Source organism: Amycolatopsis sp. NPDC057786 (genome assembly GCF_042797905.1).
Lineage (GTDB): Bacteria > Actinomycetota > Actinomycetes > Mycobacteriales > Pseudonocardiaceae > Amycolatopsis.
Genome location: NZ_JBHVKW010000056.1, coordinates 30963 through 53455 on the forward strand (window position 1 = coordinate 30963; position 22493 = coordinate 53455).

20 protein-coding genes and 1 pseudogene are annotated in these 22493 nt (G+C 69.5%); 14 read left to right on the forward strand and 7 right to left on the reverse strand.

Going from position 1 to position 22493, the window contains the following annotated elements; genetic code table 11:
* Window position 1: 1 nt before the first annotated feature.
* Window positions 2-1279 (reverse strand): SLC13 family permease, encoded by a 1278-nt coding sequence (locus ACFVM3_RS25535; RefSeq protein ID WP_378442394.1) that lies wholly within the window; start codon window positions 1277-1279, stop codon window positions 2-4.
* Window positions 1280-1424: 145 nt separating this feature from the next.
* Between ACFVM3_RS25535 and ACFVM3_RS25540 the strand changes: the two genes are divergently transcribed.
* Entirely contained in the window at window positions 1425-2129 is a 705-nt protein-coding gene (locus ACFVM3_RS25540; protein ID WP_378442396.1) for a FadR/GntR family transcriptional regulator, read from the forward strand.
* Here the strand turns inward: ACFVM3_RS25540 and ACFVM3_RS25545 are convergent.
* Complete coding sequence (locus tag ACFVM3_RS25545; RefSeq protein ID WP_378442398.1) at window positions 2126-2734, reverse strand: TetR/AcrR family transcriptional regulator; 609 nt, start codon at window positions 2732-2734, stop codon at window positions 2126-2128. The genes ACFVM3_RS25540 and ACFVM3_RS25545 overlap by 4 nt on opposite strands.
* 92 nt (window positions 2735-2826) lie before the next feature.
* Here ACFVM3_RS25545 and ACFVM3_RS25550 point away from each other — a divergent pair, with 92 nt between their 5' ends.
* Window positions 2827-3717 carry an alpha/beta fold hydrolase gene (locus ACFVM3_RS25550; RefSeq protein WP_378442400.1) on the forward strand — a complete coding sequence of 297 codons (891 nt, stop codon included), beginning with the start codon at window positions 2827-2829 and terminating at the stop codon, window positions 3715-3717.
* Between the two features lie 221 nt (window positions 3718-3938).
* Here the strand turns inward: ACFVM3_RS25550 and ACFVM3_RS25555 are convergent, their stop codons facing one another.
* Window positions 3939-5108, reverse strand: a complete 1170-nt coding sequence (locus tag ACFVM3_RS25555) for a PLP-dependent aminotransferase family protein (protein WP_378442402.1) — start codon at window positions 5106-5108, stop codon at window positions 3939-3941.
* Window positions 5109-5219: 111 nt separating this feature from the next.
* Here ACFVM3_RS25555 and ACFVM3_RS25560 point away from each other — a divergent pair, with 111 nt between their 5' ends.
* The gene (locus tag ACFVM3_RS25560) at window positions 5220-5549 is read left to right on the forward strand and encodes a hypothetical protein (RefSeq protein WP_378442404.1); all 330 of its coding nucleotides are present in this window, start codon (window positions 5220-5222) and stop codon (window positions 5547-5549) included.
* Here ACFVM3_RS25560 and ACFVM3_RS25565 read toward each other — a convergent pair.
* Entirely contained in the window at window positions 5546-6769 is a 1224-nt protein-coding gene (locus tag ACFVM3_RS25565; protein ID WP_378442406.1) for an FAD-binding protein, read from the reverse strand. The two genes, ACFVM3_RS25560 and ACFVM3_RS25565, sit on opposite strands and share 4 nt — an antisense overlap.
* A 32-nt stretch (window positions 6770-6801) precedes the next feature.
* Between ACFVM3_RS25565 and ACFVM3_RS25570 the strand changes: the two genes are divergently transcribed.
* The 4 genes and pseudogenes from ACFVM3_RS25570 to ACFVM3_RS25585 all read left to right on the forward strand — a co-directional run.
* Window positions 6802-8079: an ArsB/NhaD family transporter gene (locus ACFVM3_RS25570; RefSeq protein ID WP_378442408.1), complete on the forward strand. Its 1278-nt coding sequence runs from the start codon at window positions 6802-6804 to the stop codon at window positions 8077-8079.
* Between the two features lie 12 nt (window positions 8080-8091).
* Entirely contained in the window at window positions 8092-8862 is a 771-nt protein-coding gene (locus tag ACFVM3_RS25575; protein ID WP_378442410.1) for an IclR family transcriptional regulator, read from the forward strand.
* 32 nt (window positions 8863-8894) lie between these two features.
* On the forward strand, window positions 8895-10070 hold the full coding sequence (locus tag ACFVM3_RS25580; RefSeq protein WP_378442412.1) for a 4-hydroxybenzoate 3-monooxygenase: 1176 nt from the start codon (window positions 8895-8897) through the stop codon (window positions 10068-10070).
* 322 nt (window positions 10071-10392) lie between these two features.
* A pseudogene (locus ACFVM3_RS25585) lies at window positions 10393-10815 on the forward strand (short-chain dehydrogenase); the annotation flags it as partial.
* On the opposite strand, the gene ACFVM3_RS25590 reads toward ACFVM3_RS25585, so the two are convergent.
* Together ACFVM3_RS25590 and ACFVM3_RS25595 are read right to left on the reverse strand one after the other, a co-directional pair.
* Complete coding sequence (locus tag ACFVM3_RS25590) at window positions 10805-12190, reverse strand: PepSY-associated TM helix domain-containing protein (RefSeq protein ID WP_378442414.1); 1386 nt, start codon at window positions 12188-12190, stop codon at window positions 10805-10807. The pseudogene ACFVM3_RS25585 and the gene ACFVM3_RS25590 overlap by 11 nt on opposite strands.
* A gap of 114 nt (window positions 12191-12304) precedes the next feature.
* Window positions 12305-12850 carry a hypothetical protein gene (locus ACFVM3_RS25595; protein ID WP_378442416.1) on the reverse strand — a complete coding sequence of 182 codons (546 nt, stop codon included), beginning with the start codon at window positions 12848-12850 and terminating at the stop codon, window positions 12305-12307.
* 57 nt (window positions 12851-12907) lie between these two features.
* On the opposite strand from ACFVM3_RS25595, the gene ACFVM3_RS25600 reads away from it, so the two are divergent.
* The 6 genes from ACFVM3_RS25600 (at window position 12908) to ACFVM3_RS25625 (ending at window position 20189) form a co-directional block, all read left to right on the forward strand.
* Window positions 12908-14104, forward strand: a complete 1197-nt coding sequence (locus ACFVM3_RS25600) for an MFS transporter (RefSeq protein ID WP_378442418.1) — start codon at window positions 12908-12910, stop codon at window positions 14102-14104.
* 32 nt (window positions 14105-14136) lie between these two features.
* On the forward strand, window positions 14137-15141 hold the full coding sequence (locus tag ACFVM3_RS25605; RefSeq protein WP_378442420.1) for a LacI family DNA-binding transcriptional regulator: 1005 nt from the start codon (window positions 14137-14139) through the stop codon (window positions 15139-15141).
* Between the two features lie 206 nt (window positions 15142-15347).
* The gene (locus ACFVM3_RS25610) at window positions 15348-16721 is read left to right on the forward strand and encodes an ABC transporter substrate-binding protein (protein ID WP_378442422.1); all 1374 of its coding nucleotides are present in this window, start codon (window positions 15348-15350) and stop codon (window positions 16719-16721) included.
* Entirely contained in the window at window positions 16699-17673 is a 975-nt protein-coding gene (locus tag ACFVM3_RS25615) for a carbohydrate ABC transporter permease (protein WP_378442424.1), read from the forward strand. Before ACFVM3_RS25610 ends, ACFVM3_RS25615 begins: the two co-directional genes overlap by 23 nt.
* On the forward strand, window positions 17670-18539 hold the full coding sequence (locus ACFVM3_RS25620; RefSeq protein WP_378442426.1) for a carbohydrate ABC transporter permease: 870 nt from the start codon (window positions 17670-17672) through the stop codon (window positions 18537-18539). Before ACFVM3_RS25615 ends, ACFVM3_RS25620 begins: the two co-directional genes overlap by 4 nt.
* Window positions 18540-18590: 51 nt before the next feature.
* Window positions 18591-20189 (forward strand): glycoside hydrolase family 13 protein, encoded by a 1599-nt coding sequence (locus ACFVM3_RS25625; RefSeq protein ID WP_378442428.1) that lies wholly within the window; start codon window positions 18591-18593, stop codon window positions 20187-20189.
* Here the strand turns inward: ACFVM3_RS25625 and ACFVM3_RS25630 are convergent, their stop codons facing one another.
* Window positions 20190-21755, reverse strand: a complete 1566-nt coding sequence (locus ACFVM3_RS25630) for a BTAD domain-containing putative transcriptional regulator (protein ID WP_378442430.1) — start codon at window positions 21753-21755, stop codon at window positions 20190-20192. It lies immediately after the preceding gene.
* 138 nt (window positions 21756-21893) lie between these two features.
* On the opposite strand from ACFVM3_RS25630, the gene ACFVM3_RS25635 reads away from it, so the two are divergent.
* Window positions 21894-22325, forward strand: a complete 432-nt coding sequence (locus ACFVM3_RS25635; RefSeq protein ID WP_034316469.1) for an organic hydroperoxide resistance protein — start codon at window positions 21894-21896, stop codon at window positions 22323-22325.
* Window positions 22326-22493 lie beyond the last annotated feature (168 nt).

Genomic DNA, 22493 nt, shown 5'->3' on the forward strand with positions numbered 1-22493 from the left:
CTCAGCCCCAGTTGGGCACGACGAACACGAGCCAGGCGATCAGCGGCACGACGGCCACCACGAGCGCCCCGTAGACCAGAAGTTGTTTGAAGAACCTGTCGCGGTCGACGTCCTTCGCGTTGGCGAGGACGAGCGCGCCGTTGGTGGAGAAGGGACTGACGTCCACCATCGTCGCCGAGACCGCGAGGGCGGCGATCATGCCGACCGGCCCGATCGTGCCCTGCGCCAGGAACGGCACGGCGAGCGGGATGAGCGCGCCCATCAGGCCGACCGAGGACGCGAAAGCGGAGACGATACCGCCGATGTAGCAGAGCAGCAGCGCCGCGAGCAGCGGGATCCCGACGGTGGTGACCGCGTTGCCGACGTAGTCGATGGTGCCGATCTCCTTCAGCACCGCCACGTAGGTCAGCACACCGCAGATCAGGAGCACGGTCGGCCAGGTGATCTCGGAGACGGCGGAACGGCTGGTCTTGGGCCACGCGACGCTCAGCAGTACGGCGACGGTGATGGCGGTCAGGCCCGGGTCGAGGTCGAACACGAGGGTGCCGACCACGAGCGCGACCAGGCCGGTCAGCGTGACGATCTTGGGCCCGTCCAAGGGAATGCGCTGTTCGTGCGGCAGCGGTTCTTCGTCGGCCTCGACTCCGCCGGCGCCCGCCGTCACGAGCCGGCGGCGCCGGAGTTTGGTCCCGCCGAGGACGACGAACAGGACGCCCGCGATGGCGAGGTTCATCCCGAGGCTCGCGAAGAACAGCACCACGGGGCTGCCCGCGATGTGGTTGCGCTCGACGATCCCGTTGACGATCGAGCCGTAGACGCTGATCGGCGAGAACCCGCCGCCCTGCGCGCCGTGCACCACCATCGCACCCATGAGCAGCGGGCTGATCTTGTAGCGGGCGGCGAAACCGAGCGCGATCGGCGCGACGATCGCGCAGGCCGCGGGGCTCACCGCGCCGATCGCGGTCAGCGCGCCGGTGACCACGAACATCACCCACGGGATGAGCGCGATCCGCCCGCCGACCAGGCGGACGGCCGCGGCGACCAGCCAGTCGGTGGTGCCGTTGGCCCTGGCGATGGCGAACAGGTACGTGACGCCCACCAGCACCACGAAGATGTCGCCGGGAAAACCGGCGAAGATGCCGTCGGTGTCCAGGCCACCGGCGAGGGTGCCGACGAGGAACGCGCCGGCGAAGGCGAGCGCCCCCATGTTGATCGAGCGGGTCGTGGCGAGGGCGAAGATCACCACGAGAACGAGGATCGAGATCAGCTGGGCGGACATGACCGTCCTCCTTGACGGCAGGAGCCCCCTGGCGAGTGGCCGAGTGGACTAGTGGCTGAGCCACTTTCCCTGTGACGGTGACCACCTGTCAACCCATGAGTGGTAAATTGGCTGAGCCACTTGTCCAGTCGAGGGAGGGGACCGAGTGCCGGAGGCGTTGAGCCGGTTGAACCGGGCGAAGCTCTACGAGCAGGTCGTCGAGCGGATCAAGGCGCACGTCGAGGAGTCCGGCCTGCACGCGGGCGACAAACTCCCCAGCGAACGCGACCTCGCCGAGCGGCTCGGGGTCAGCCGCGCGTCGATCAAGCAGGCGATCGTCGTGCTCGAGGTGCAGGGCCTGCTCGAATCCCGGCACGGCGGGGGCACCTACCTGCGCAACGATCACCTCGACGTCGAACCGGTCGACGAACTCGTCGCCCGCCGCAGGCGACTTCCCGAAGTGCTCGAAGCCCGCGAGGCGATGGAGACCAAGCTCGCCGAACTGGCCGCCGCGCGGCGGTCCGACGCGGATCTCGCCGCCATCGACGCGGCACTGGAGTACATGAAGACCGAGATCGAGGACGGCGGGCACGGCGCCGAAGGGGATCGCCGGTTCCACGAAGCGATCACCGCCGCCGCGAACAACGCCCTCCTCGCCGAGTTCATGCGTTCGATCGACACGCAGATCGCGGAAAGCCGCAACGAGTCCTTGCGGCAGCCCGGCAGGCCGTGGCGCTCACTGAGCCAGCATCACAACATCGCCGAGGCCATCCGGAACGGCGACCCGAAGGCGGCCGCGAACGCGATGCGACGGCATGTCCAGACCGTCAGCAAGGTCCGGCTGCTGACCTGGGACCCGCAGGTCGACTAGCGCTTCACCAAGCCGTTCGCGGCGATCTCGGTCGCCGCGGCGAGCAGGGCACGCAGCTGTTCTTCGTCGCGGCGCAACGCATCCGGCCGCCAGCCGAGACTGATGATGCCGTTCCACGCCGCCCACAACACGGTGGCGGCCTCCTCGGGGTCGACGTCCCGCAACTCGCCGGCCTCCACCCCTTCGTGTAGGGCGCGCACGAGCCGCGCGTTCTGCTCGGCGACCGACCGGGCGAGCCGATCCGCGAGTTCACGGCCCGCGGCGTAGCCGCCGGGCTCACGGGGAAACGCCAGCATCCGGAAGTAGTCGGGATTGGCCAGATAGAACGCCAGGTACTCGTCGGCCGCGGCGTAGATCTGCTCGATCGGCTTGCGACCGGGGACATAGGCGCGATCCATGTATTCGCGATCAGTCTGGAGCGCGCGCTCCACCACCGCCGCGTGCAGACCCGCCTTCGAGCCGAAATGGTTGTAGAGCGAGCCGACCGAGACCTTCGCCGACTCGGCGATCTCTTCGACCGTGACGTCATCGGCCGGACGTTCCCGAAAGACCTCGTCCGCGGCGCGCAGGAGCGCGGCGACGGTCCGTTCCTTGCGCGGGTCCACGCTGCGAGCTTAGCGGTTCTTGTAACCGTTGCAAGAACCGCGCTACAGTTCTTGCAACGGTTACAAGAACTCTCCGGCGAAAGGCGGCGGGCATGACGAACTGGGCGGGCACCGGCTGGCGGGATCCCCGGCTCGGCGCCGCGAAGGAGGTCGAACTCCCCTCGGGCACCTTGCGCTATCACGAGAGCGGGTCCGGGCCGACCCTCGTCTTCGTCCACGGCTACCTGGTGAACGCGAACCTGTGGCGCGCGCTCGTCCCGCTACTCTCCCCCGCTTTTCGTTGTGTGACACCGGATTGGCCGCTCGGTGCCCATCTGATCCCGATGCGCCGCGACGCCGACCTTTCCCCGTCCGGGATGGCCGCCGTGATCGCGCAGTTCCTCGACGCCCTCGGCCTGACCGAGGTCACGCTGATCGGCAACGATTCCGGCGGCGCCTACAGCCAGATCGTCGCCACGACGTACCCCGACCGGATCGCGCGCCTGGTACTCAACAGCTGCGAAACCCCGGAGTGCTCCTGGCCGCCCAAGCCCGGCGGTTTCGGGCTCCTCAAGGCGACCGCCGCCCATCCCGCGACTTACCGCGCGCTCTACCAGGCGTTGCGGATCCGCCGCACTTGGCGCCGGCGCAACACCTACGGGTGGCTCGCCAAATACCCCGTCGACACACGGGCCATGGAGAGCTTCATCGGCCCCGTCCTGACCGATCCGGCGATCCGCCACGACGGCCGCAAGGCCATCGGCAGCGTGTCCGCGCGATACAGCCGCGAGGCGGCCGCCCTCCTCCCGGCCCGGTTCGGCAAACCGATCCTGCTGGCCTGGGCCGCGGAGGACCGCGTGTTCCCGCTCGCCCACGCGCGGCGGTTCGCCGAACGACTGGACGCGCCGTTGAAGACCATTCCCGACAGTTACGCCTACACGGCCGAGGACCAGCCGGCGAAGACGGCCGCCGTGATCACCGAATGGGCGCGGCAGCTTCTGTGAGAGGCCTCGCGTGACCGGATGGACGGCACACGTGATCAGAGGGACGGCACACGCCCGCGGCCGGTCCGCCGCGTGTCGTCCACCTGGACACGCGTGTCGTCCGTCGGATCACGTGTGTCGTCCACCTGGACACGTGTGTCGTCCCTTGAGACACGGTTGGTTCCAACCCGAATCGCCCCTCGCGCGCCCGGGCCGGTACGAGACCCCGAACGACGCTTACCTCACTGCGCCAGCGCTTTGCCCAGCCGCAGCAAACCCTCGGCGATCGTCTCCGGCGCGTGCGTCGCGAACGACAGCCGCAACGCCGACCGATCCGGCTCCCCCACCTGGAATGCCGAGCCGGGCACGAAGGCGACGTCCTGCCGCAGCGCCTCGGGAAGCAACCGGTCCGTGTCCGCGCCGCCGGGAAACGTGACCCAGACGAACATCCCGCCGTCCGGGTCGGTCCACGTCGTCCCGGGCGGGGTGATCGCGGGCAGCTCGGCCAGCATCGCGTCGCGGCGCACGCGGTAGGTCGCGCACAGCTTCCGCACGTGCGCGTCGAGATCCGCGACGGCCAGATATTCGGCGGCGGCCGCCTGGTCGACGGTCGAACTGTGCAGATCGGTCGCCTGTTTGAGGATCGTGACCCGGCGCAGCAGTTCCCTCGGCGCCCGGAACCAGCCCACCCGCATTCCTGGCGCGATCACCTTCGAAAACGTGCCGAGATAGATCGTGCGCCCGGCGAGCTCGGGACGGGCCGAAAGCGGTTCCTCGCGTTCGCCGCGATACCGCAGTTCGTGGTACGGATCGTCCTCGACGAGCCAGAACCCGTGCCGCGCGATCACTTCCGCGAGAGCGCGGCGCCGCTCCGGACCGACCGTGCGCCCGGAGGGATTCGAGAACGTCGGGACGAGGTAGAGCAGCGCGGGCCGTTCCCTGGCCGCGATCTCGTCCAGCGCGGCCGGGTCGATCCCTTCCGCGTCACCGGGAACGGGCACGACGCGTGCCTCGGCGAGCTGGAAGCATTGCAGCGCCGACAGATACACCGGTTCTTCCACCAGCACGGTGGCGCCGGGGTCGAGCAACGCGGTGCTCAGCAGTTGCAGGCCCTGCTGCGAACCCGTGGTGATCAGCAGATCGTCCACAGTGGTCGCGACGCCGCGATCGGACAGCCGCTGTGCGAGCAGCTCACGCAGCCGCGGATTCCCTTCGGTGGGCGAATACTGTAACGCGGACCTGTCGGCGAGTGCCCGGTCGAAGGCGGCGCGGAGACCGTCCACATCGAACAGTTCCGGCGCGGGCATCCCGCCGGCGAACGAGATCACGCCCGGGCGGGCGGTGAGCGCGAGCAGGTCGCGCACGGGAGAACTGGTGACGCCGTCCATGCGACGGGCGAGGGGAAGAGACATGGAGGCTCCTCGGGAGAAACGTGCGGCTCCAGTGCAGCAGCCGGGGATCTTCCCGCGCGAGCAAGCAACTGGCGCCAGGATAGCAGTTTCGCCCGCCCCTAGGCTTGTGCCGTGCCTCTCGTGGAAATCACCTACGCGCCTCATCTTCCCGAAGCCAAGCTGCGAGAGCTCGGTTCGGTTCTTCCGCATCTCGTGTCCGTCGCGGTGGAATGCCCCGAGGAACCCTATGACGGCGACCTCCAGCCGGGCGACGTCGAACTGCGTTTCCGCACACCGGGACCGTTCGACCGCTTCGGACTCGACCTCCTGGTGGAGGCCCGGTCGAAGTGGTTTCCGAGCCGGGTGGACCTGCTCCGCACGAGCATCGAAGCCGCGACCGGGATCGACGACGTCGGCGTGTACCTCTCACTGCCCGTCGCGGCCTGGTCGCAATCCGACTAGCGCTCCCCGAACACGTGCCGCCGGACGAACGGGCTCCGGAACTTGCCGTCCGGGTCCAGTTCGCCGGCGAGCGACCGGAAATCGGCCAGCTTCGGGTAATCCGCCGCGTGGTGGAAGAGCTTTCCCCAGTGCGGCCGGACGTCGAACGGTGCCAGCCGCTCCTCCATCACGGGCAGCAGCTCGCGCACGGCCTTCTCGTCCGGCAGCCAGGTGAAGTGCAGGGCCAGCCGGTCGCCGCCGTGGAACGGGCTGAGCCACAGCTCGTCCCCCGCGACCGTGCGGATCTCGGACGTGAGCAAGACGGGTGCCAGCCGGTGCCCGAGTCCGCGCATCGCCTCCATCGCCTCGACGGCGTGCCGGATGGGCACGAAGTACTCGGTCTGGAGTTCGTTCCCGATGCTGGGCGTGAAGTCCAGGCGGAAATGCGGGATCCGTTCGTGCCACGGGCCGGTGACGCCGAGCTGCCGCGTGCAGTTGTCCGCCGGGATGCCCGCCGCGTGGGCCGGATGCCGTGGCCCGTCCGCCGCCGTCGCGCCGAAGAAGTCCACGCCCGGCTGCCCCGGTCCTTTGACCCAGACCTGGTCGACCTCGTCGCGGGCCCAGTTCGTGAAGAGGCTGACGCTGTAACCGGCGTCCTGGATCTCGTCGAAGTGCTCGTACATCGATTCCCAGGGCAGGCCGTCGAAGACGTCCTGGCGGAGGTAGAACGACGGCACCAGGTCCAGGGTCAGCCGGGTCACCACCCCCAGCGCGCCGAGGCCGACGACCACGCCGTCGTGCCGGGAGAAGGTCTTCCGCTCACCGTCGGCGGTCACCAGCTCCAAACCGGACACCGCCGACGCCAGACTCTGGTTACGCCGCCCGGAGCCGTGGGTCGCCGTCGCGACGGTACCCGCCACCGTGCAGTGCGGCAGTGAGGCGAGGTTGGCCAGCGCGAACCCGGCGTGGTGCACTTGGACGGCGATGTCGCCGTAGCGGGCCGCCGCGGGCACCGTGACCGTCGCCGACTCCGTGTCAAGGCCGGTCTCCACGTCGAGCACGGACAGATCGAGCAGGACGCCACCCGGACTGTCCGCGATGTCGTTGAAACAGTGCCCGCTGCCGAGCGCCTTGACCGCTCTCGCCCCGGCGACGGCCTCCTGCACCTGCCCGATCGTGCGTGGCTGGAGGATCCGCTCCGCGGAGAAGGTCTGATTTCCCGCCCAGTTCGTCTCTCGCACCAGGCCCAGCCTAGATTGCCGAAGTCGGCTTCATGCGGAGGAGGTTCGCACTGACAGGCATTCCGGGCGAGTTGCTGTCCATCGCGCTCTTGCTGGTGGTCCTGGCCTTCGCGGTGATCCGGCCACGCGGGCTCCCGGAGGCGGTCGCCGCCGTCCCCGCCGCGGCGATCGTCCTGGTGACCGGAGCGATCTCGTTCCCCGACGCCCTCGACGAAGTGACCAGGCTCGCCCCGGTCGCCGGTTTCCTCGCCGCGGTGCTCGTCCTGGCCAAATTGTGCGACGACGAAGGACTGTTCCAGGCGGCCGGGACGCTCATGGCCCGCTTCAGCCGGGGACGTCCGCAACGGCTGCTTCCCGCGGTGTTCGTCGTCGCCGCGGCGGTCACCGTGGTGCTCAGCCTGGACGCCACCGTCGTCCTGCTGACCCCGGTCGTGTTCGCCACCGCCGCGCGGATGGGCGCGCGGGCCAAACCGCACGCCTACGCCTGCACGCATCTGGCGAACTCGGCCTCGCTGCTGCTCCCGGTGTCCAATCTGACCAATCTGCTCGCCGTCGCCACGACCGGCATCTCGTTCCTGCGGTTCACCGCGCTGATGACCTTGCCCTGGCTGGCCGCGGTGCTCACCGAATTCCTGGTGTTCCGCCGGTTCTTCGCCGCCGATCTGGCGGCCCGGCCGCGGGGAGGCAAGGCGGTCCCGGCCGGGAAGGTGCCGGCGTTCGTCCTCGTGGTGCTCGGCCTGACACTGGCGGGGTTCGTGCTCACGTCGCTGCTGGACGTCAGCCCCGCGTGGGCCGCGTTCGCGGGTGCCGCGGTCCTGGCTTGCCGTGCCCTCGTGCGGCGGCGGACCTCGCCCGCCGCGATCGTGCGGTCGGCGAGCATCCCTTTCGTCGCTTTCGTGCTCGCGCTGGCGATCGTGGTCCGCGCCGTCGTCGACAACGGACTGGACGAGGCACTCAGCCACCTGGTGCCGGCTTCCACCTCGTTCCTCGCCTTGCTCGGCGCCGCCGCGGTGGCGGCCGTCCTCGCCAACCTGATCAACAACCTGCCCGCCGTGCTCGTGCTGCTGCCGCTCGCCGCCGGCGGCGGGACACCGGTGGTGCTGGCCGTGCTGATCGGGGTCAACCTCGGGCCGAACCTCACCTACGTCGGTTCGCTGGCGACGCTGTTGTGGCGGCGGATCCTGCACCGGCACGACACCCGCGCCGAACTGGGCGAGTTCACCCGGCTCGGGCTGCTCACCGTCCCGGCGTCCATCGTGCTCGCGGTCGGCGGGCTGTGGCTCGGGCTCGCCCTGACTTCCACTCAGTGAGAAGATGGGCCAATGCCCGGGAACCTGTCGACACCCGGCGCCAGCGTCACGTCGCGGGCGTTCGCACTGCTCGGCGCCTTCGACGTCGACCATCGTGAGCTGTCGCTGACCGACCTCGCGCGGCGAGCAGGCCTGCCGCTGCCCACCGCGCACCGGCTCGCCCGCGAACTCGTGGGCTTGGGCGCGCTGGAGCGGCGCGAGGACCGGTACGCCGTCGGCAGGCGCCTGTGGGATCTCGGACTGCTCGCGCCCGTCCAGTTCGAGCTGCGGCAGGTCGCCGCCCCCTTCCTCCAGGATCTCTACGGCGCGACGGGTGCCACCGTGCACCTCGGCGAACGTGACGGTGACCAGGTGCTCTACCTCGACCGGCTCTCCGGGAACGCGTCCGTACCGGTGGTCAGCCGGATCGGCGGACGGCTGCCGCTGCACGCCACCGGAGTCGGGAAGGTCCTGCTGGCCTGGGCACCGGAGGACGTCCAGAGGCAAGTGCTCGCGTCGCTGACCCGGGTCACGCCGTACACCATCACCCAGCCTGGCCGCCTGCGCGAACAGTTGCGCCGCGTCCGGCGAGAGGGCTACGCGCAGACCGTCGAGGAGATGAGCCGGGGCGCCTGCTCGGTCGCCGTCCCGATCCGGCCGTCGGGTGGCGACGTCGTCGCGGCGCTCGGCCTGGTCGTCCCCGATCTGAGCCGCGGCCGGGCCCGGCTGATCTCCGCGCTCCAGGTCGCGGCCGCCGGAATCGGCCGGAGCCTTCGGGTTTCACTGAGTGGAAGCGACCGCTAGCGATTCCGCCGCCGCGCGATCAGACTCCGGTCATGCGCACCCCAGTCGCCATCGTCGGCGCCGGCCCGGCCGGACTGCTCCTGTCGCATCTGCTCGATCTGGCAGGGGTCGAATCGGTGATCGTGGAGACCCGCTCGCGCGAGTACGTCGAGGCGCGGATCCGGGCGGGCATCCTCGAACAGTCCACAGTGGACCTGCTTCGCGAGACGGGACTCGGTGACCGGCTCGACCGCGAAGGCGACGAGCATCGCGGTATCTACCTGCAATGGCCCGAGGAACGGCACCACCTCGACTTCGTGGACCTGGTGGGCCGAAGCGTCACCGTGTACGGCCAGACCGAGGTGACGAAGGACCTCGGCAAGGCGCGTGCGGCGGCCGGGCAGCAGATCCACTACGAAGTCACCGACACCGCCGTACACGACATCGAGACCGAGCGGCCCTACGTCACTTTCACCGACGCGGACGGCGCACAGCAACGGCTGGACGCCGACGTCGTCGTCGGCTGCGACGGCTCCTTCGGGCCTTGCCGCACCGCGATCCCCGACGCCGCGAAGCAGACTTGGGAACGCACCTACCCGTACTCGTGGCTCGGCGTGCTCGCCGATGTCGCCCCCTCGACCGACGAGCTCATCTACGCTTGGCATCCCGACGGTTTCGCCATGCATTCGATGCGCTCGGCCACCGTCAGCAGGCTCTATCTCCAGGTGCCCAACGGCACCGACATCGGCGACTGGTCCGACGACCGGATCTGGGAAGCGCTCGCGGCCAGGCTCGGCCACGGCCAGCACGGCTGGACCCTCACGCCGGGACCGATCACCGACAAGAGTGTGCTGCCCATGCGCAGTTTCGTGCAGCAGCCCATGCGGCACGGCCGCCTGTTCCTCGCCGGCGACGCCGCCCATATCGTGCCGCCCACCGGCGCGAAAGGCCTCAACCTCGCGGTCGCCGACGTCGCCCTCCTCGCCCCCGCACTGGCCGCTTTGGTACGGGACAAGGACTTCGCGCTCGCCGACACGTACTCCGACACCGCGCTGCGCCGGGTCTGGCGGTGTACGCATTTCTCGTGGTGGATGACGACGATGCTGCACCAATCCGGTGACCCGTTCGACCGGCAGTTGCAGCTCTCGCAGTTGCGGTGGCTGGCGCGGAGCGAGGCAGGACGAGCGGGACTGGCGGAGAACTACGCGGGATTGCCCATCGGGTTCTGAAGCCTCGTGAGTGGTAGGGACGGTTCTAACCGTCCGGAGCAGGGCGAAGCGCCGGGCCGCGAGTTCGGCCTGAGCGCGCCCCACGGGGGCCAGCACATCGTGACCGCGATCAGCGCGATCGCCGGCATCGGCTTCCGCGAGCTGGGCGGCCAGTGGGCGATGATCGCCAGCGGGGCCATCTCGGCCCTCGCCGGAACTTCCTTCACCCTGCAGGCCGCCCAACCGGACGCCACACTGCTGAACCTGGCCGGACACGCCTTCCTCGGCGGGGTGTTCTTCCTCGTTTCGGCGATCCGTCTCGGCCGGCTCAGCGCGGAACTCGAACCTGGACGACCTTCAGTGCAAACGCGACTACCAGCCCGAAGGCGCCTATGCGCGCTCGAAGCTGGCCCAGATACTGTTCGCCTTCGAGCTCGACAGGCGGCTGCGCGCGGCAGACAGCACAGTGTTGAGTGTCGTCGACCATCCCGGTGGCGCGCTCGATTCCCTGACCCCGCCGCGGCCGGTGCACGCGGCGCCGGCCGGGCGAAAATTCCCTGCCGGGCTTCTGTTGCAGGGCAAGGAAACCGGAGCATGGCCCGCTGTCAGCGCCGTCCTCGATCCCGCTGTGCGCGCGGCGAGATGTTCGGCCCACGGGTGTTCGGCCTGCGCGGCGAACCACGCCGGGAACCGGTCCGCGGGAAAACTCGCCGACACCGCGCTCGCCGCCCGGTTGTGGGCGGCGAGCGCGGAACTCACACGGTGACGTCGGTCGAGTCCGGTGTGGACCGGCCGCGGGACCGCAGGCCCAGCAGCAGGTCGATCACGAGGAACGCCAGCAGGCTGAGCCCGAACAACGGCACGAACCAGCCGATCGCGGCGGCGAGGACGAGAAGGCCCACCACCAAGGCGGGCGGCGCCTTGCGCCACTGACCACGCGGGATGGGTCGGCCGAAGGTCAGCCCGGTGGCGCGGGTCGGACGGCGCCGCCACCACAGGCGGTAACCGAGCACGACCAGCGTGACCAGACCGGCGCCGAGCAGGAGCAGCACGATCTGGTTGGGCCAGCCGAACAGCACGCCCATATGCGCGTCGATCCCCCAGCGGGCGAGCTTCGCCATCAGCGGGTAGTCGTCGAACCGGACCTCGCCCAGGATCTGCCCGGTGGTCCCGTCGACCGCGACGGCGTCGACCTGTGTCGGCCAGCCGCGCTCGATTTCCGCCACCTGCCAGGGAGCGCCGGGTTCGCTGGGCAGTCCGATCTCCACCGAGGGTGCGTCGATCCCGGCGGCACGGGCCGACGCGAGCATCGCGTCCACGCTTTCGGGTTTCGCGGCGGGCGCTTCGCCGTGACCCGAGTGCTCGCCGTGGCCCGCGTGCTCGCCGGCGCCGGTCACCTTCAGCGCCGGAGTGGCCCAGCCGAGGGATTCACGCAGCGCCGAGACGTTCTCCCCCGCGTACGTCGACCACGTCAGCCCCGTCGCGGAAAGGAACAGCGCGCCGAGCAGCACCCACAACCCGACGGATCCGTGACGGCGCACCGACCTCCCCCGCTCGGACTCGGTCTTCTCGTTCCGGCGGGCACGGCGACGGCTCACCCACAGCACGAGGCCTCCCAGCGCGACCACCCACAACCAGGACGCGGCCAGCTCGCTGTAGAGCCGTCCCGGTTCGCCGAGCATCAGATTCCGGTGCAAGTGGTCGAGCGTGGTCCGGAACGGCAAGGCACCGCTCGAGCCGTACGCGACGAGATCTCCGCGCACCTGCGCGGTGGCGGGGTCGACGAAGATCGCGCGTCGTTCGGACTCGCCGAGGCCCTCCTCGGCGAAGAGCACGCGGGTCGTGTCGCCCGGTTCGGGGGCGGGCCGGATGGCGACCAGGTCACCGCCGGGGTTCGCGGCTTGAGCCGCTTTGACCTGGTCGGCCAGTGAGACCTGGTTCAGCCCGACGGGTGCCCGGAGCTGATCGGCGTAGATCCAGGACTCCATCTGCGGAGTCGCCGCGTACAGAACGCCGGTGAGCGCGGCGATGAGGACGAACGGTCCGACGAGAACGCCGGCGTAGAAGTGGAGACGGAGGAACAGTCCGCGCCAGCCGGAGGCGCGCGGCGGGCTCGTGGTCGATTCGATTCGTGTTGCCATGGGGAAACTCCTGAGGCGTCGGTGGGGAGGCGTGCGCCTGCGCCGCGCGCCGGGATGGTCACGGCACGCGCGCTGAGCCCTGCCGCGACACGGGTCTCGGCAGGGTTTCGGGGATCAGGCGAACGTCACCGGCGGGCCGCGCCGCGAAAGCACGTCACGCAGGAGCGCCTCGGTCGCGGGGAACTTCACCACGAGCGGGACGTGGATCCGCAGCGGTGCCGTCGCCGGCCGCGGTGTCAGGCGGTGTGGAAGGACCGACGCGATCAGTGCCGTGAGCGCGAACAGGACGCGCTCGGTGCCCGCGAGCACCATCGCCACCACAAGGGTCGCCGCGGCGTGCCCAGCCGCCATGGCCAGGCCGTTCCCCGTGGTCTCGTCGTGGTGAGCGTGCGACTGCCAGGTCAGGAACGTCAGACAGGCGTGCATCGCCAGTTGCCCGCCCGCCACCAGGCCGAGGATGGCGAGCGGCCCGCGACGGCGTCCCGCGAACGCGTACGCCACCCAGCTCAGCAGGGCGACGAGCAGCACGACCACGCCCAGGTCGGGAACGCGTCCACTGGTCCCCGCGTGCGCACCGGTCGCCAAAGCGCCGGTCAGGACCCCCACGGCCCCGCCGCGGAGGCGCCTGGCCGGGCCTCGGGCCGAGGTCGGCGTGCGCACGGGAGGCAGAGTAGAGCGCGGAAGGGCCTGCTGTCTCTCCTTGCTATCGTCACCCCGGTGTTCCGCAGCCTGTCGTTCCTCCGGCTCTGGACCGGGAACACCGCCTCCGGGCTGGCGACCTGGGCGCTGCCGTTCATCCTCGGACTCGCGGTGCTGGAACGGTCGCTTTCGGCTGTGGACCTCGGCATCGTGCTCGCCGCGCGGACCGCGGGATTCCTCGTGGCGGTCCCGGTGGCGGGGGTGCTGGCCGACCGGTACTCGCGGCGCGGGGTCGTGCTCTGGGCCGGTCTCGTCGCGGGTGTCGCCACTCCCCTGATCGCGGTCGGTATGGGCCGTTCGGTCGTGGTGATGGCCGTCGCGGCCGCCGTCGTCGGCGTCGGGCAGGGCGCGTGCCGCCCGGCGTTCCAGGCGCTGACCGCCGAAGTGATCGCCGAAGACCGGCGCCAGCAGGCCAACGCCGCGATGACGCTCGCCGTCCGGGTCACGACCCTGGTCGCCCCCGGGCTCACCGCTTTGCTCTCGCAGTTCACCTCGACGTCGGCCCTGGTGATCGGGACCGGGGTGCTGTGGCTGGGCGCGGCACTGATCCCGCCGCGAGGCACTTACGCGCCGGGCCCGGCCACGACCAAGGTCCGCTTCTTCGGCGAGTTCGCCGACGGTCTCCGCGAAGCTCGCCGTCATCCGTGGTTCCTGGCCGGGCTCGGCGCGCTGACCGCCGTGATCGCGACCGGCTATTCCGCCACCGGTGTCGTACTGCCCTTGGTCAGCCGCGACCGCTACGACACCGAAGCCGTCCTGGCCGCCGGGCTCACCGCGTACACCGTCGGCGCGCTCGCGGGCGCCGTCGTCATCGCGCGTTGGCGGCCGGAACGGCAGGGATGGGCGGCACTGGCCGGGCTCGGCTGCTACGGCTTCGCGCCTCTGAGCCTGCTGTTCCCGGTGCACCCGGCCTTCGTCGTCGCCGCCTACGCGGTCGCCGGGCTGGGCATCGAGCTGTTCAACGTCCCGTGGTTCACCGCGACCCAGCGGGAGGTCGAGCCGGGGAAGCTCGCGCGAGTGTCCTCTTTGGACTTCCTGTTCTCCTACGGACTGGCGCCTGCCGGGCTCGCGCTCATCGCCCCCGCGATCGACCGGTTCGGGGCGGCGCCGGTGCTCGCGGCGTGCGCGGTCGTCTGCTTCGCCGCACCTGCCGCGGCCGCCCTCGTTCCCTCTTCACGGGATTTCCGGGCCGCCGCACCGATCAAGAGTGTCTAGGTTTTGCGCTCGCTTGCGGTAAAGTTGCAGCCATGACGCGTCGTCTTGCCGAAGTCGCCCGCAAGGTCGGGGTCAGTGAAGCCACGGTCAGCCGGGTACTCAACGGCCGGTCCGGGGTCTCCGCGAGCACCAGGGCCGCCGTCCTCACCGCGCTGGACGTGATGGGCTACGAACGGCCGACCCAGCTGCGCGGGGATCGTGCCCGCCTGGTCGGACTGGTCCTTCCCGAACTCCAGAACCCCATTTTCCCCGCGCTGGCCGAGATCATGGGCAACGCACTCGCCCAGCAGGGATTCACCCCGGTGTTGTGCACCCGTACCGCGGGTGGCGTCTCCGAAGCGGAGTACGTCGAACTGCTGCTGCAACAGCAGGTTTCCGGTGTCGTGTTCGCCGGCGGGCTCTACGCCCAGTCCGACGCGGTGCATTCGCACTACCACCATCTCGCCGAGCGCCGCCTGCCGACGGTGCTGATCAACGCCGCCGTCGACCACCTCGGACTGCCGCAGATCTCGTGCGACGACGCGGTCGCCGTCGAGCAGGTCGTCGGGCACCTGAGCTCGCTCGGCCACGAGAAGATCGGCCTCGTCCTCGGCCCGAACGACCACGTGCCCTCGCAGCGCAAACTCGAGGCGTTCCGCGCCTACGCGGCGAAACTCGGGCTCCCGGTCCTGGACGAACTCGTCGAACACGGCATGTTCTCCATCGAAGGCGGGCACGCGGCCGCGGCCAGGCTGTACCCGCGCGGCGCTACGGCCGTGCTGTGCGCGAGCGACCTCCTGGCCCTGGGCGCGATCCGCGCGGCCCGGCGCCAGGGATTGTCGGTGCCCGAAGACATCTCGGTGGTGGGCTATGACGATTCGGCCCTGATGAACTGCACCGACCCGCCGCTCACCACGACCCGCCAGCCGATCGAGGCGATGGGCCGCGCCGTGGTCGAACTGCTGGTCAAGCGCATAAACGGTGGTGAAGTCGCGGCCGAGGAGCTGCTGTTCGCCCCCGAACTCGTCGTCCGGGGCTCCACCGCCCGCCGCGTTTAGCCGACCAACCGCCCTCAAGTACACGAAGGCCCCCTTCCTTGCGCCTAGCGCCATGAAGGGGGCCTTCGTGTACTTGAGGCACCTCGTGGGCATCGCCTGTCGAAAAGTTGCAAGTTCTCATCCAGTTATTGCGTTAATCCGGGGCTTCACTTTAGAGTGACCGCAATCACGTGACAGCCGTCGCGATCCCGAGATGAGGCTTGAAGATGAGCAGCACTTGGTCCCCCACCGTGCGCCGCCGGATGTTCTGCCTGCTCCTTGCGGGTGGACTCACCCTGGGGGCGGCCGCCTGCGGTTCCGGTTCCGGTGAAGGCACCGGGGGCAAGGTCAAGATCACCGTGACCGGCCAGCCCCCGACCAGTCAGCCGTTCGAGCGCGGCGTATTCGACGCCGACGTCAAGGAATTCGAGGAGACCCACCCGGACATCGACATCGAGCCCCACGAAGGGTTCATGGATCCGAAGACGTTCTCCGCCAAGCTCGCCGGCGGACAGCTCGAAGACGTCTACTACGTCTACTTCACCGATCCGGCGCAGATCATCGCGCGCCGCCAAGCCGCCGACATCACCGAAGCGGCCAAGGGCCTGAAGAACTTCGGCGACATCAAACCGGAACTACTGGACAACTTCCGGGACTCCGACGGCAAGCTCTACGGCCTGCCGACGATGAACTACAGCATGGGCCTGGTCTACAGCCGCCCGCTGTTCCAGAAGGCCGGTCTCGACCCGAACAAACCGCCGCAGACCTGGGACGAGGTGCGTGCGGCCGCGAAGAAGATCGCCGCGCTGGGCAACGGCACCGTCGGATACGCCGACTACAGCAAGAACAACCAGGGCGGCTGGCATCTGACCGCCTGGCTCTACTCGATGGGCAGCGAAGTCGCCCGCAAGGAAGGCGACAAATGGGTCGCCGCGTTCGACAACGACAAGGCCAAGTCCGCCCTGAACCAGCTGCGCGCCATGCGGTGGGAAGACGACACCATGGGCAGCAAGCAACTGCTCGAAGCGCAGGACGTCCAGCGCATGATGGGCGCGGGCCAGCTCGGCATGTACATGGCCGCCCCGGACAACGTCCCGGTGCTGGTCAAGCAGTTCAACGGCAAGTACGAGGACTACGGCGTCGCCGGGATGCCGGGCGGGCAGGGCACGCTGCTCGGCGGCGAGGGCTACATGATCAACCCCAAGGCCTCGCCGGAGAAGATCAAGGCCGGTCTGGAATGGGTCCGCTGGAAGTACCTCAACCCGGAGCGCTTCGAGAAGCACGTCCAGCAGTACGTCGACGGCAAACAGCCGGTGGGCCTGCCCGCCGAGCCGACCCCGGACGTCTGGCAGGGCGCGGTCCGCGACCAGCAGCTCGCGATCAAGGCAAAGCACGCCAACGTTCCCGCCGAGAACTACCAGTCCTATGTGGACGCGAGTTCGCGGATCAAGGGCAGTATCGAACCGCCGAACGCGCAGCAGGTCTACGCCATTCTCGACAGTGTGATGCAGGCGGTGCTCACCGATCGGAACGCGAATATCGATCAGCAGCTGTCGTCGGCCGTGTCGAAGGTCAACAGTGTCCTCGCCCAGGTCAAGTAGCGTCCTCGACTGGCCCGCGACAGCGTCGTCGCGGGCCGGTCGCCCGGTCGCTTCGGCCAAGGAACGCCGCCGGAACCGGTTGCGCCGCAAGGTCAAGGAGAATCTCACCGCGTACGGCCTGTTGTGCGCCGCGCTCGTGGTGTTCGCGCTGTTCTCCTGGTACCCGATCGTGCGCGGGGTTCTGCTGAGCTTCCAGCAGGTCGACTTCGTCAACCCGCCGACGTGGGTCGGCTTCGACAACTTCACCCGCCTGTTCGAAGACCCGCTGTTCGGCATCGCCTGGCGCAACACGGTGTTGTTCACCGTGCTCGCCCTGGTCTTCGGGTTCGTGGTGCCGTTCGTGACCGCCGTGCTGCTCAACGAATTGCGGCACGCCAAGGCGTTCTTCCGGCTCGCGGTCTACCTCCCGGTGATGCTGCCGCCGGTGGTCACCGCCCTGATGTGGAAGTGGTTCTACGACCCGGGTGCCGGTCTGTTCAACTCCGCGCTCGGCGCCGTGGGCCTGCCCGGCGGCCAGTGGCTCGACTCGAGCGACACGTCGATGCTGTCGCTGGTGTTCGTGTCGACGTGGGCGAACATGGGAAGCACCACGCTGATCTACCTCGCCGCGCTCGGCACCATCCCCGGTGAGCTCTACGAAGCCGCGGAGCTGGACGGCGCCGGACTGTGGAAGCGCCTCATCCATGTCACGCTGCCGCAGACCCGGTTCGTGTTGCTGGTGCTGCTGTTGCTGCAGGTCGTCGCGACCATGCAGGTGTTCACCGAGCCGTACGTGATGACCGGCGGTGGCCCGGACGACTCGACCGTCACCGTGCTCCTGCTGCTGTACCGCTACGCCTTCGTCTACAACGACTTCGGCTCGGCCAGCGCGTTGAGCCTGCTGCTGTTCGTCGCGCTCGGGGTGTTCTCCGCGTTGTACGTGCGCCTGACCCGGAAGGCGGATGAGTCATGAGGACGCTCGTCTCCCCCAGCACGCTCCGCAGCCCCGGCGGCAAGATCGGGTACGCCGTGATCTTCGGCTGCACCCTGCTCCTGTTCGTCATCGCGTTCCTGTTCCCGCTGTACTGGGCGGTGACCGGCGCGATGAAGTCACCGCAGGAGCTGGCGCAAACGCCGGCGACGTTCATCCCGAACGAATGGCATCCGGAGACCTTCGCCGACGCGTGGGACCAGCTGAGTCTCGGCAAGTACTTCCTCAACACCGTCATCGTCGCGGGCGGCGCCTGGCTGGCCCAGCTCGCCATCGACGTCCCCGCGGCGTTCGCGTTGTCGAAGCTGCGGCCGAAGTTCGGCAACGTCGTGCTCGGGCTGATGCTCGTGACGTTGATGCTCCCGGCGGCGGCGCTGCTGGTGCCCACCTACGTGACGATCACCGACCTGCCGCTGCTGGACATCAGCCTGATCAACTCGCCGGCGGCGGTCTGGCTGCCTGCCGCCGCGAACGCCTTCAACATCTACCTGCTGAAACGGTTCTTCGACCAGATTCCGGACGAGCTGATCGAGGCCGCCCGGCTCGACGGCGCGGGACCGGTGCGCACGCTGTGGCGCATCATCCTGCCGATCTCCCGGCCGATCCTGGCCGTGGTCTCGATCCTCGCGGTGGTGGCCGCGTGGAAGGACTTCATCTGGCCGCTGCTGGTGTTCCCGGACACCGAAAAGCAGACGCTGTCGGTGATGCTGCAGCGAGTGGCCATCGACATGCCGCTGAACGTGCTCGTCGCCGGCATGGTGCTGGCCAGCCTGCCGATGGTGGCGCTGTTCCTGGCGTTCCAGCGGCACATCCTCGCCGGGCTCACCGCCGGCAGCCTCAAGGGCTGAATTCTTCGCCGCATTCGGGGTATCCACGAAACGACTGAGGAGGGCACTTCCGTGACCGCATTGGGGCAGTCCGCCGGATGGTGGCGGAGCGCGGCGATCTACCAGGTCTACATCCGCAGTTTCGCCGACGGGAACGGCGACGGCGTCGGCGATCTCGCCGGCGTCCGCGCGCGGCTGGACTACCTGGCCGAACTGGGGATCGACGCGATCTGGTTCACCCCGTGGTATCCGTCGCCGATGGACGACGGCGGCTACGACGTCGCCGACTTCCGGGAGATCGACCCGCTTTTCGGCACTCTCGCCGAAGCGGAGGAGCTGATCGCCGCGGCACACGCCAAGGGGATCCGCGTGATCATCGACATCGTGCCGAACCACTGCTCCGACGAGCACCGCTGGTTCAAGGAGGCACTCGCGGCGGAGCCGGGATCACCGGAGCGGCAACGGTTCTGGTTCCGGCCGGGCCGCGGGCCGGACGGCTCCGAGCCGCCGAACAACTGGAAGTCGCGCTTCGGCGGCTCCGCGTGGACACGGGTCCCGGACGGCGAGTGGTACCTGCACCTCTACAGCTCGCGCCAGCCGGACTTCAACTGGGACAACCAGGATATCCGCGCCGATTTCGAGGACGTGCTGCGGTTCTGGTTCGACCGCGGGGTCGACGGTTTCCGCATCGACGTCGCCGACGGCCTGGTGAAGGACCCGCGGCTGCCCGACGTCGATCCCGGCGACGAGACGCCGTTCTCCGATCAGGAGGGGCTGCACGAGATCTACCGATCGTGGCGCAAGATCGCCGACAGCTACCCTGGCGACCGGGTGATGGTCGGCGAGATGTGGCTGCCCGACATGTCGCGGGCCGCGCGGTACCTTCGCCGCGACGAACTGCACGCGGCGTTCAACTTCGATTTCCTGGTGTGCCCATGGGATTCCGCGCGGTTCCGGGACGTCATCGAGCGGACGCTGGCGGCGCACGACGAGGTCGGCGCGCCCGCGGCCTGGGTGCTGTCGAACCACGACGTCACCCGGCACGTGACCAGGTACGGACGCGAAGGCGACACCGGCTTCGCGTTCGCCGACCGGCTGCACGGCACCCCGGTGGACCGCGAACTCGGGACCCGGCGGGCGCGGGCGGCGGCGTTGCTGACCATGGCGCTACCCGGTGGTCTGTACGTCTATCAAGGGGAAGAGCTCGGGCTGTGGGAGATCGAGGACATCCCGGACGAGCTGCGTCAGGATCCGGTGTGGACCCGGACGAACGGCGCCGATCCCGGCCGGGACGGCTGCCGGGTCCCGCTCCCCTGGTCCGGTGACGCGCCGCCGTTCGGTTTCGGCACCGGCGGGACGTGGCTGCCCCAGCCCGGGGAATGGCGCGCCAGCACAGCGGAGGCGCAGGCGGCCGATCCGGCGTCGATGCTCCGGCTCTACCGCGCCGGTTTGCGCCTTCGGAGCGAACTTCCCGCGCTCGGGCATGGCGAGATGGAGTGGCTGCCACTGGGCGACGGTGTGCTCGCGTTCACCCGCGAGCCGGGTTTCGCCTTCGTGCTGAACTTCTCGGACAAGCCGGTGGCGTTGCCGCCGCACCGCGAAGTGCTCATGGCCAGTGGCCCGGTCGACGGTGAACTCCCGACCGACACGGCGGTGTGGCTGCGAACCTGATCAACGGCCGGTCGTGACCCGGCTGATCCGGCCGCGCATCCGCGCGCGGCCCGCCGGGTCACGCCACCGGAGGTGCCTGTCGAGCACCTCGCGGAACACACCGCCGATGACGAGGCCGTGCGGGGCGGTCTCGACGCAGGGGTGGTCGAGGAGCCAGTCGAACAGCTCCGACGTCCGTCCTCCCGGCAGCACGGACCGGAGGAGGTCTTCGGTGGTGTGCTCCGCCTGCGCGCACACATAGAGCGCCCACCGATGTGCCTCCGTCGGCGGATCACCGGCAAGATGCGCGTACACCGTGTCCACCACGTAGCGTGCCGCGTCGGACCGCGGTGACCTGCCGACCTCGGCGGCCAGCGAGAGCGCGAACGGGTTGCCCGCCGCGAAGTCCACAATGGACTTCCGCCGCGCGGGGCCGACACCGCGTGCTTCGAGCAGCGCCACGGACTCGTTCTCGCTCAAGGCTTCGAGCTTCCGGACCCGGATCCTCCCCGCCCACGCCGGATCGACCAGCAGTGTGGCGTCCGGCCCGGTCCGGCCCGCGATCACGGCCGTGGCGTCTTCGGGCAGGCGGCGCAGGGCAACCGCCGGATCGTCGAGCCCGTCGAACAGCCGCACGGGCTTGCCCATGGCCGCCGCGTCGTCGGCGAACTTCCGCAGCAGGGTCGACTTCCCGATGCCGGGCGGTCCGGTGACGAACAGGACTTCGACACCGTCGGCCGGGTCTCTCGCGAGCAGCCGCCGGAATTCCGCGCGTTCGCGCTCGCGGCCGACGAACAGCGGGGCCGGATCACGGAGGCTGGGTGCAGGATCGTCCTCGGCACGAAGCACCTTCTCGTGCAGCGCCCGCAATTTCGGCCCCGGCCGAACCCCGAGTTCTTCGTCGAACAGTTCGTGGATCGAGCGGTAGAGTTCGAGCGCCTCGGCCCGGCGCCCGGCTCGGTGAAGGGCGAGAAGGTGGATCTCGTACAGCGGTTCTTCGAGGCGGTTCCGCTCGATCAGCATGGGCACTTCGGCCATCACCTCGTCGTGTTTCCCGAGTTCGAGACGTAGCCGGAGCAGTTCCTGGGTGGCGGTCAGCTTCAGTCGCTCCAGGCGCGAGCGTTCCCGTTCTGCCGCTTCGCCGGGGACGCCGGCCAGTGCCGTTCCGGTCCAGAGCCCGAGCGCGCGTTCCAGCAGCTTCGCCGCCGTGTCCACGTTGTGCACCTGACGCGCGCTCTCGATCAGCCCGGCGAATTCGACGGCGTCCACCTCGAAGCGATCCGGGTCCAGCCGGTAGCCGCCGGACCGCGAGACGATCGCCGAACCCAAGCCCTGCAAGGAGAGCAGCCGCCGGAGACGGGAGATGTAAGTGCGGACGACGGCCTCGCCGGTGGCAGGCGCCCGCTCGCCCCAGAGCCCGTCGATCAGCTCGGCGGTCCGGACGAAACTGCCCGCGTTGGCCAGCAGCGCCGTCAGGACCGCTTGCTGCTGCGGCGAGCCGAGGTCGAGCCGGGTGCCGCCGCTGGTGAAACCGGGCGGGCCGAGCACGGTGAAGCGATACCTGACTTCCTGCGGCAGGCTGGACATGAACGGAAGGTAGGCGAGCGCGCGCGACGGCCGCGAGCGTCGGACGACGTCATCGGCGTACGTCGTCCAGCCATGACGTACAGAAATGACGTCATCCGACGGTCGCCGCCGTCAGGCCTGGATTCCTACGGTTGCGGCATGTCTGAAACCACGTACACCGCCGTCGCCACTTCGACCGCGGAAGGCCGCAACGGCGGCCGGGCGACCTCCGACGACGGCGTGCTCGACGTCGGCCTCGCCGTCCCCAAGGCGTTCGGCGGCTCCGGCGACGGCACGAACCCCGAGCAGCTGTTCGCCGCGGGCTGGGCGTCGTGCTTCGTCGGCGCTGTCCGCCGCGTCGCGGGCGTCAAGAAGGTCAAGCTGGAGGACCTCGCCGTCGTCGCCGAGGTGACACTGCACCACGACACCGAAGCGGGCGAATTCCACCTGAGCGCCGCGCTGCACCTGGAGGCCACCGGAATCGACCAGGCCACCGCCGACGAACTGGTCCAGGGCGCGCACCAGGTGTGCCCGTACTCCAAGGCGACGCGGGGGAACGTCGAGGTCACCCTGGACGCGACGGTCGCGTGACCCATCGCTCTCGTGAGTGGTAAGCCCTGGGGGTCTGGAGGCGGTGTCGCGAAAGCCACTTTCGAGACGTCTGATGTCCCGAAAGTGGCTTTCGCGACATGCTCACCAGGACGGTGCCGGGCACGGCCACGGCCGACGTTGCGAAAGCCACTTTCGCAACGTTGAAGG

What these genes read in the sequence shown, in the direction of transcription:
- ACFVM3_RS25535 (WP_378442394.1), bottom strand. Translation starts at nt 1,279, where the DNA reads ATGTCCGCCCAGCTGATCTCGATCCTCGTTCTCGTGGTGATCTTCGCC.
- ACFVM3_RS25550 (WP_378442400.1), top strand. Translation starts at nt 2,827, where the DNA reads ATGACGAACTGGGCGGGCACCGGCTGGCGGGATCCCCGGCTCGGCGCC.
- ACFVM3_RS25555 (WP_378442402.1), bottom strand. Translation starts at nt 5,108, where the DNA reads ATGTCTCTTCCCCTCGCCCGTCGCATGGACGGCGTCACCAGTTCTCCC.
- ACFVM3_RS25570 (WP_378442408.1), top strand. Translation starts at nt 6,802, where the DNA reads ATGCGGAGGAGGTTCGCACTGACAGGCATTCCGGGCGAGTTGCTGTCC.
- ACFVM3_RS25575 (WP_378442410.1), top strand. Translation starts at nt 8,092, where the DNA reads ATGCCCGGGAACCTGTCGACACCCGGCGCCAGCGTCACGTCGCGGGCG.
- ACFVM3_RS25580 (WP_378442412.1), top strand. Translation starts at nt 8,895, where the DNA reads ATGCGCACCCCAGTCGCCATCGTCGGCGCCGGCCCGGCCGGACTGCTC.
- ACFVM3_RS25590 (WP_378442414.1), bottom strand. Translation starts at nt 12,190, where the DNA reads ATGGCAACACGAATCGAATCGACCACGAGCCCGCCGCGCGCCTCCGGC.
- ACFVM3_RS25605 (WP_378442420.1), top strand. Translation starts at nt 14,137, where the DNA reads ATGACGCGTCGTCTTGCCGAAGTCGCCCGCAAGGTCGGGGTCAGTGAA.
- ACFVM3_RS25610 (WP_378442422.1), top strand. Translation starts at nt 15,348, where the DNA reads ATGAGCAGCACTTGGTCCCCCACCGTGCGCCGCCGGATGTTCTGCCTG.
- ACFVM3_RS25620 (WP_378442426.1), top strand. Translation starts at nt 17,670, where the DNA reads ATGAGGACGCTCGTCTCCCCCAGCACGCTCCGCAGCCCCGGCGGCAAG.
- ACFVM3_RS25630 (WP_378442430.1), bottom strand. Translation starts at nt 21,755, where the DNA reads ATGTCCAGCCTGCCGCAGGAAGTCAGGTATCGCTTCACCGTGCTCGGC.
- ACFVM3_RS25635 (WP_034316469.1), top strand. Translation starts at nt 21,894, where the DNA reads ATGTCTGAAACCACGTACACCGCCGTCGCCACTTCGACCGCGGAAGGC.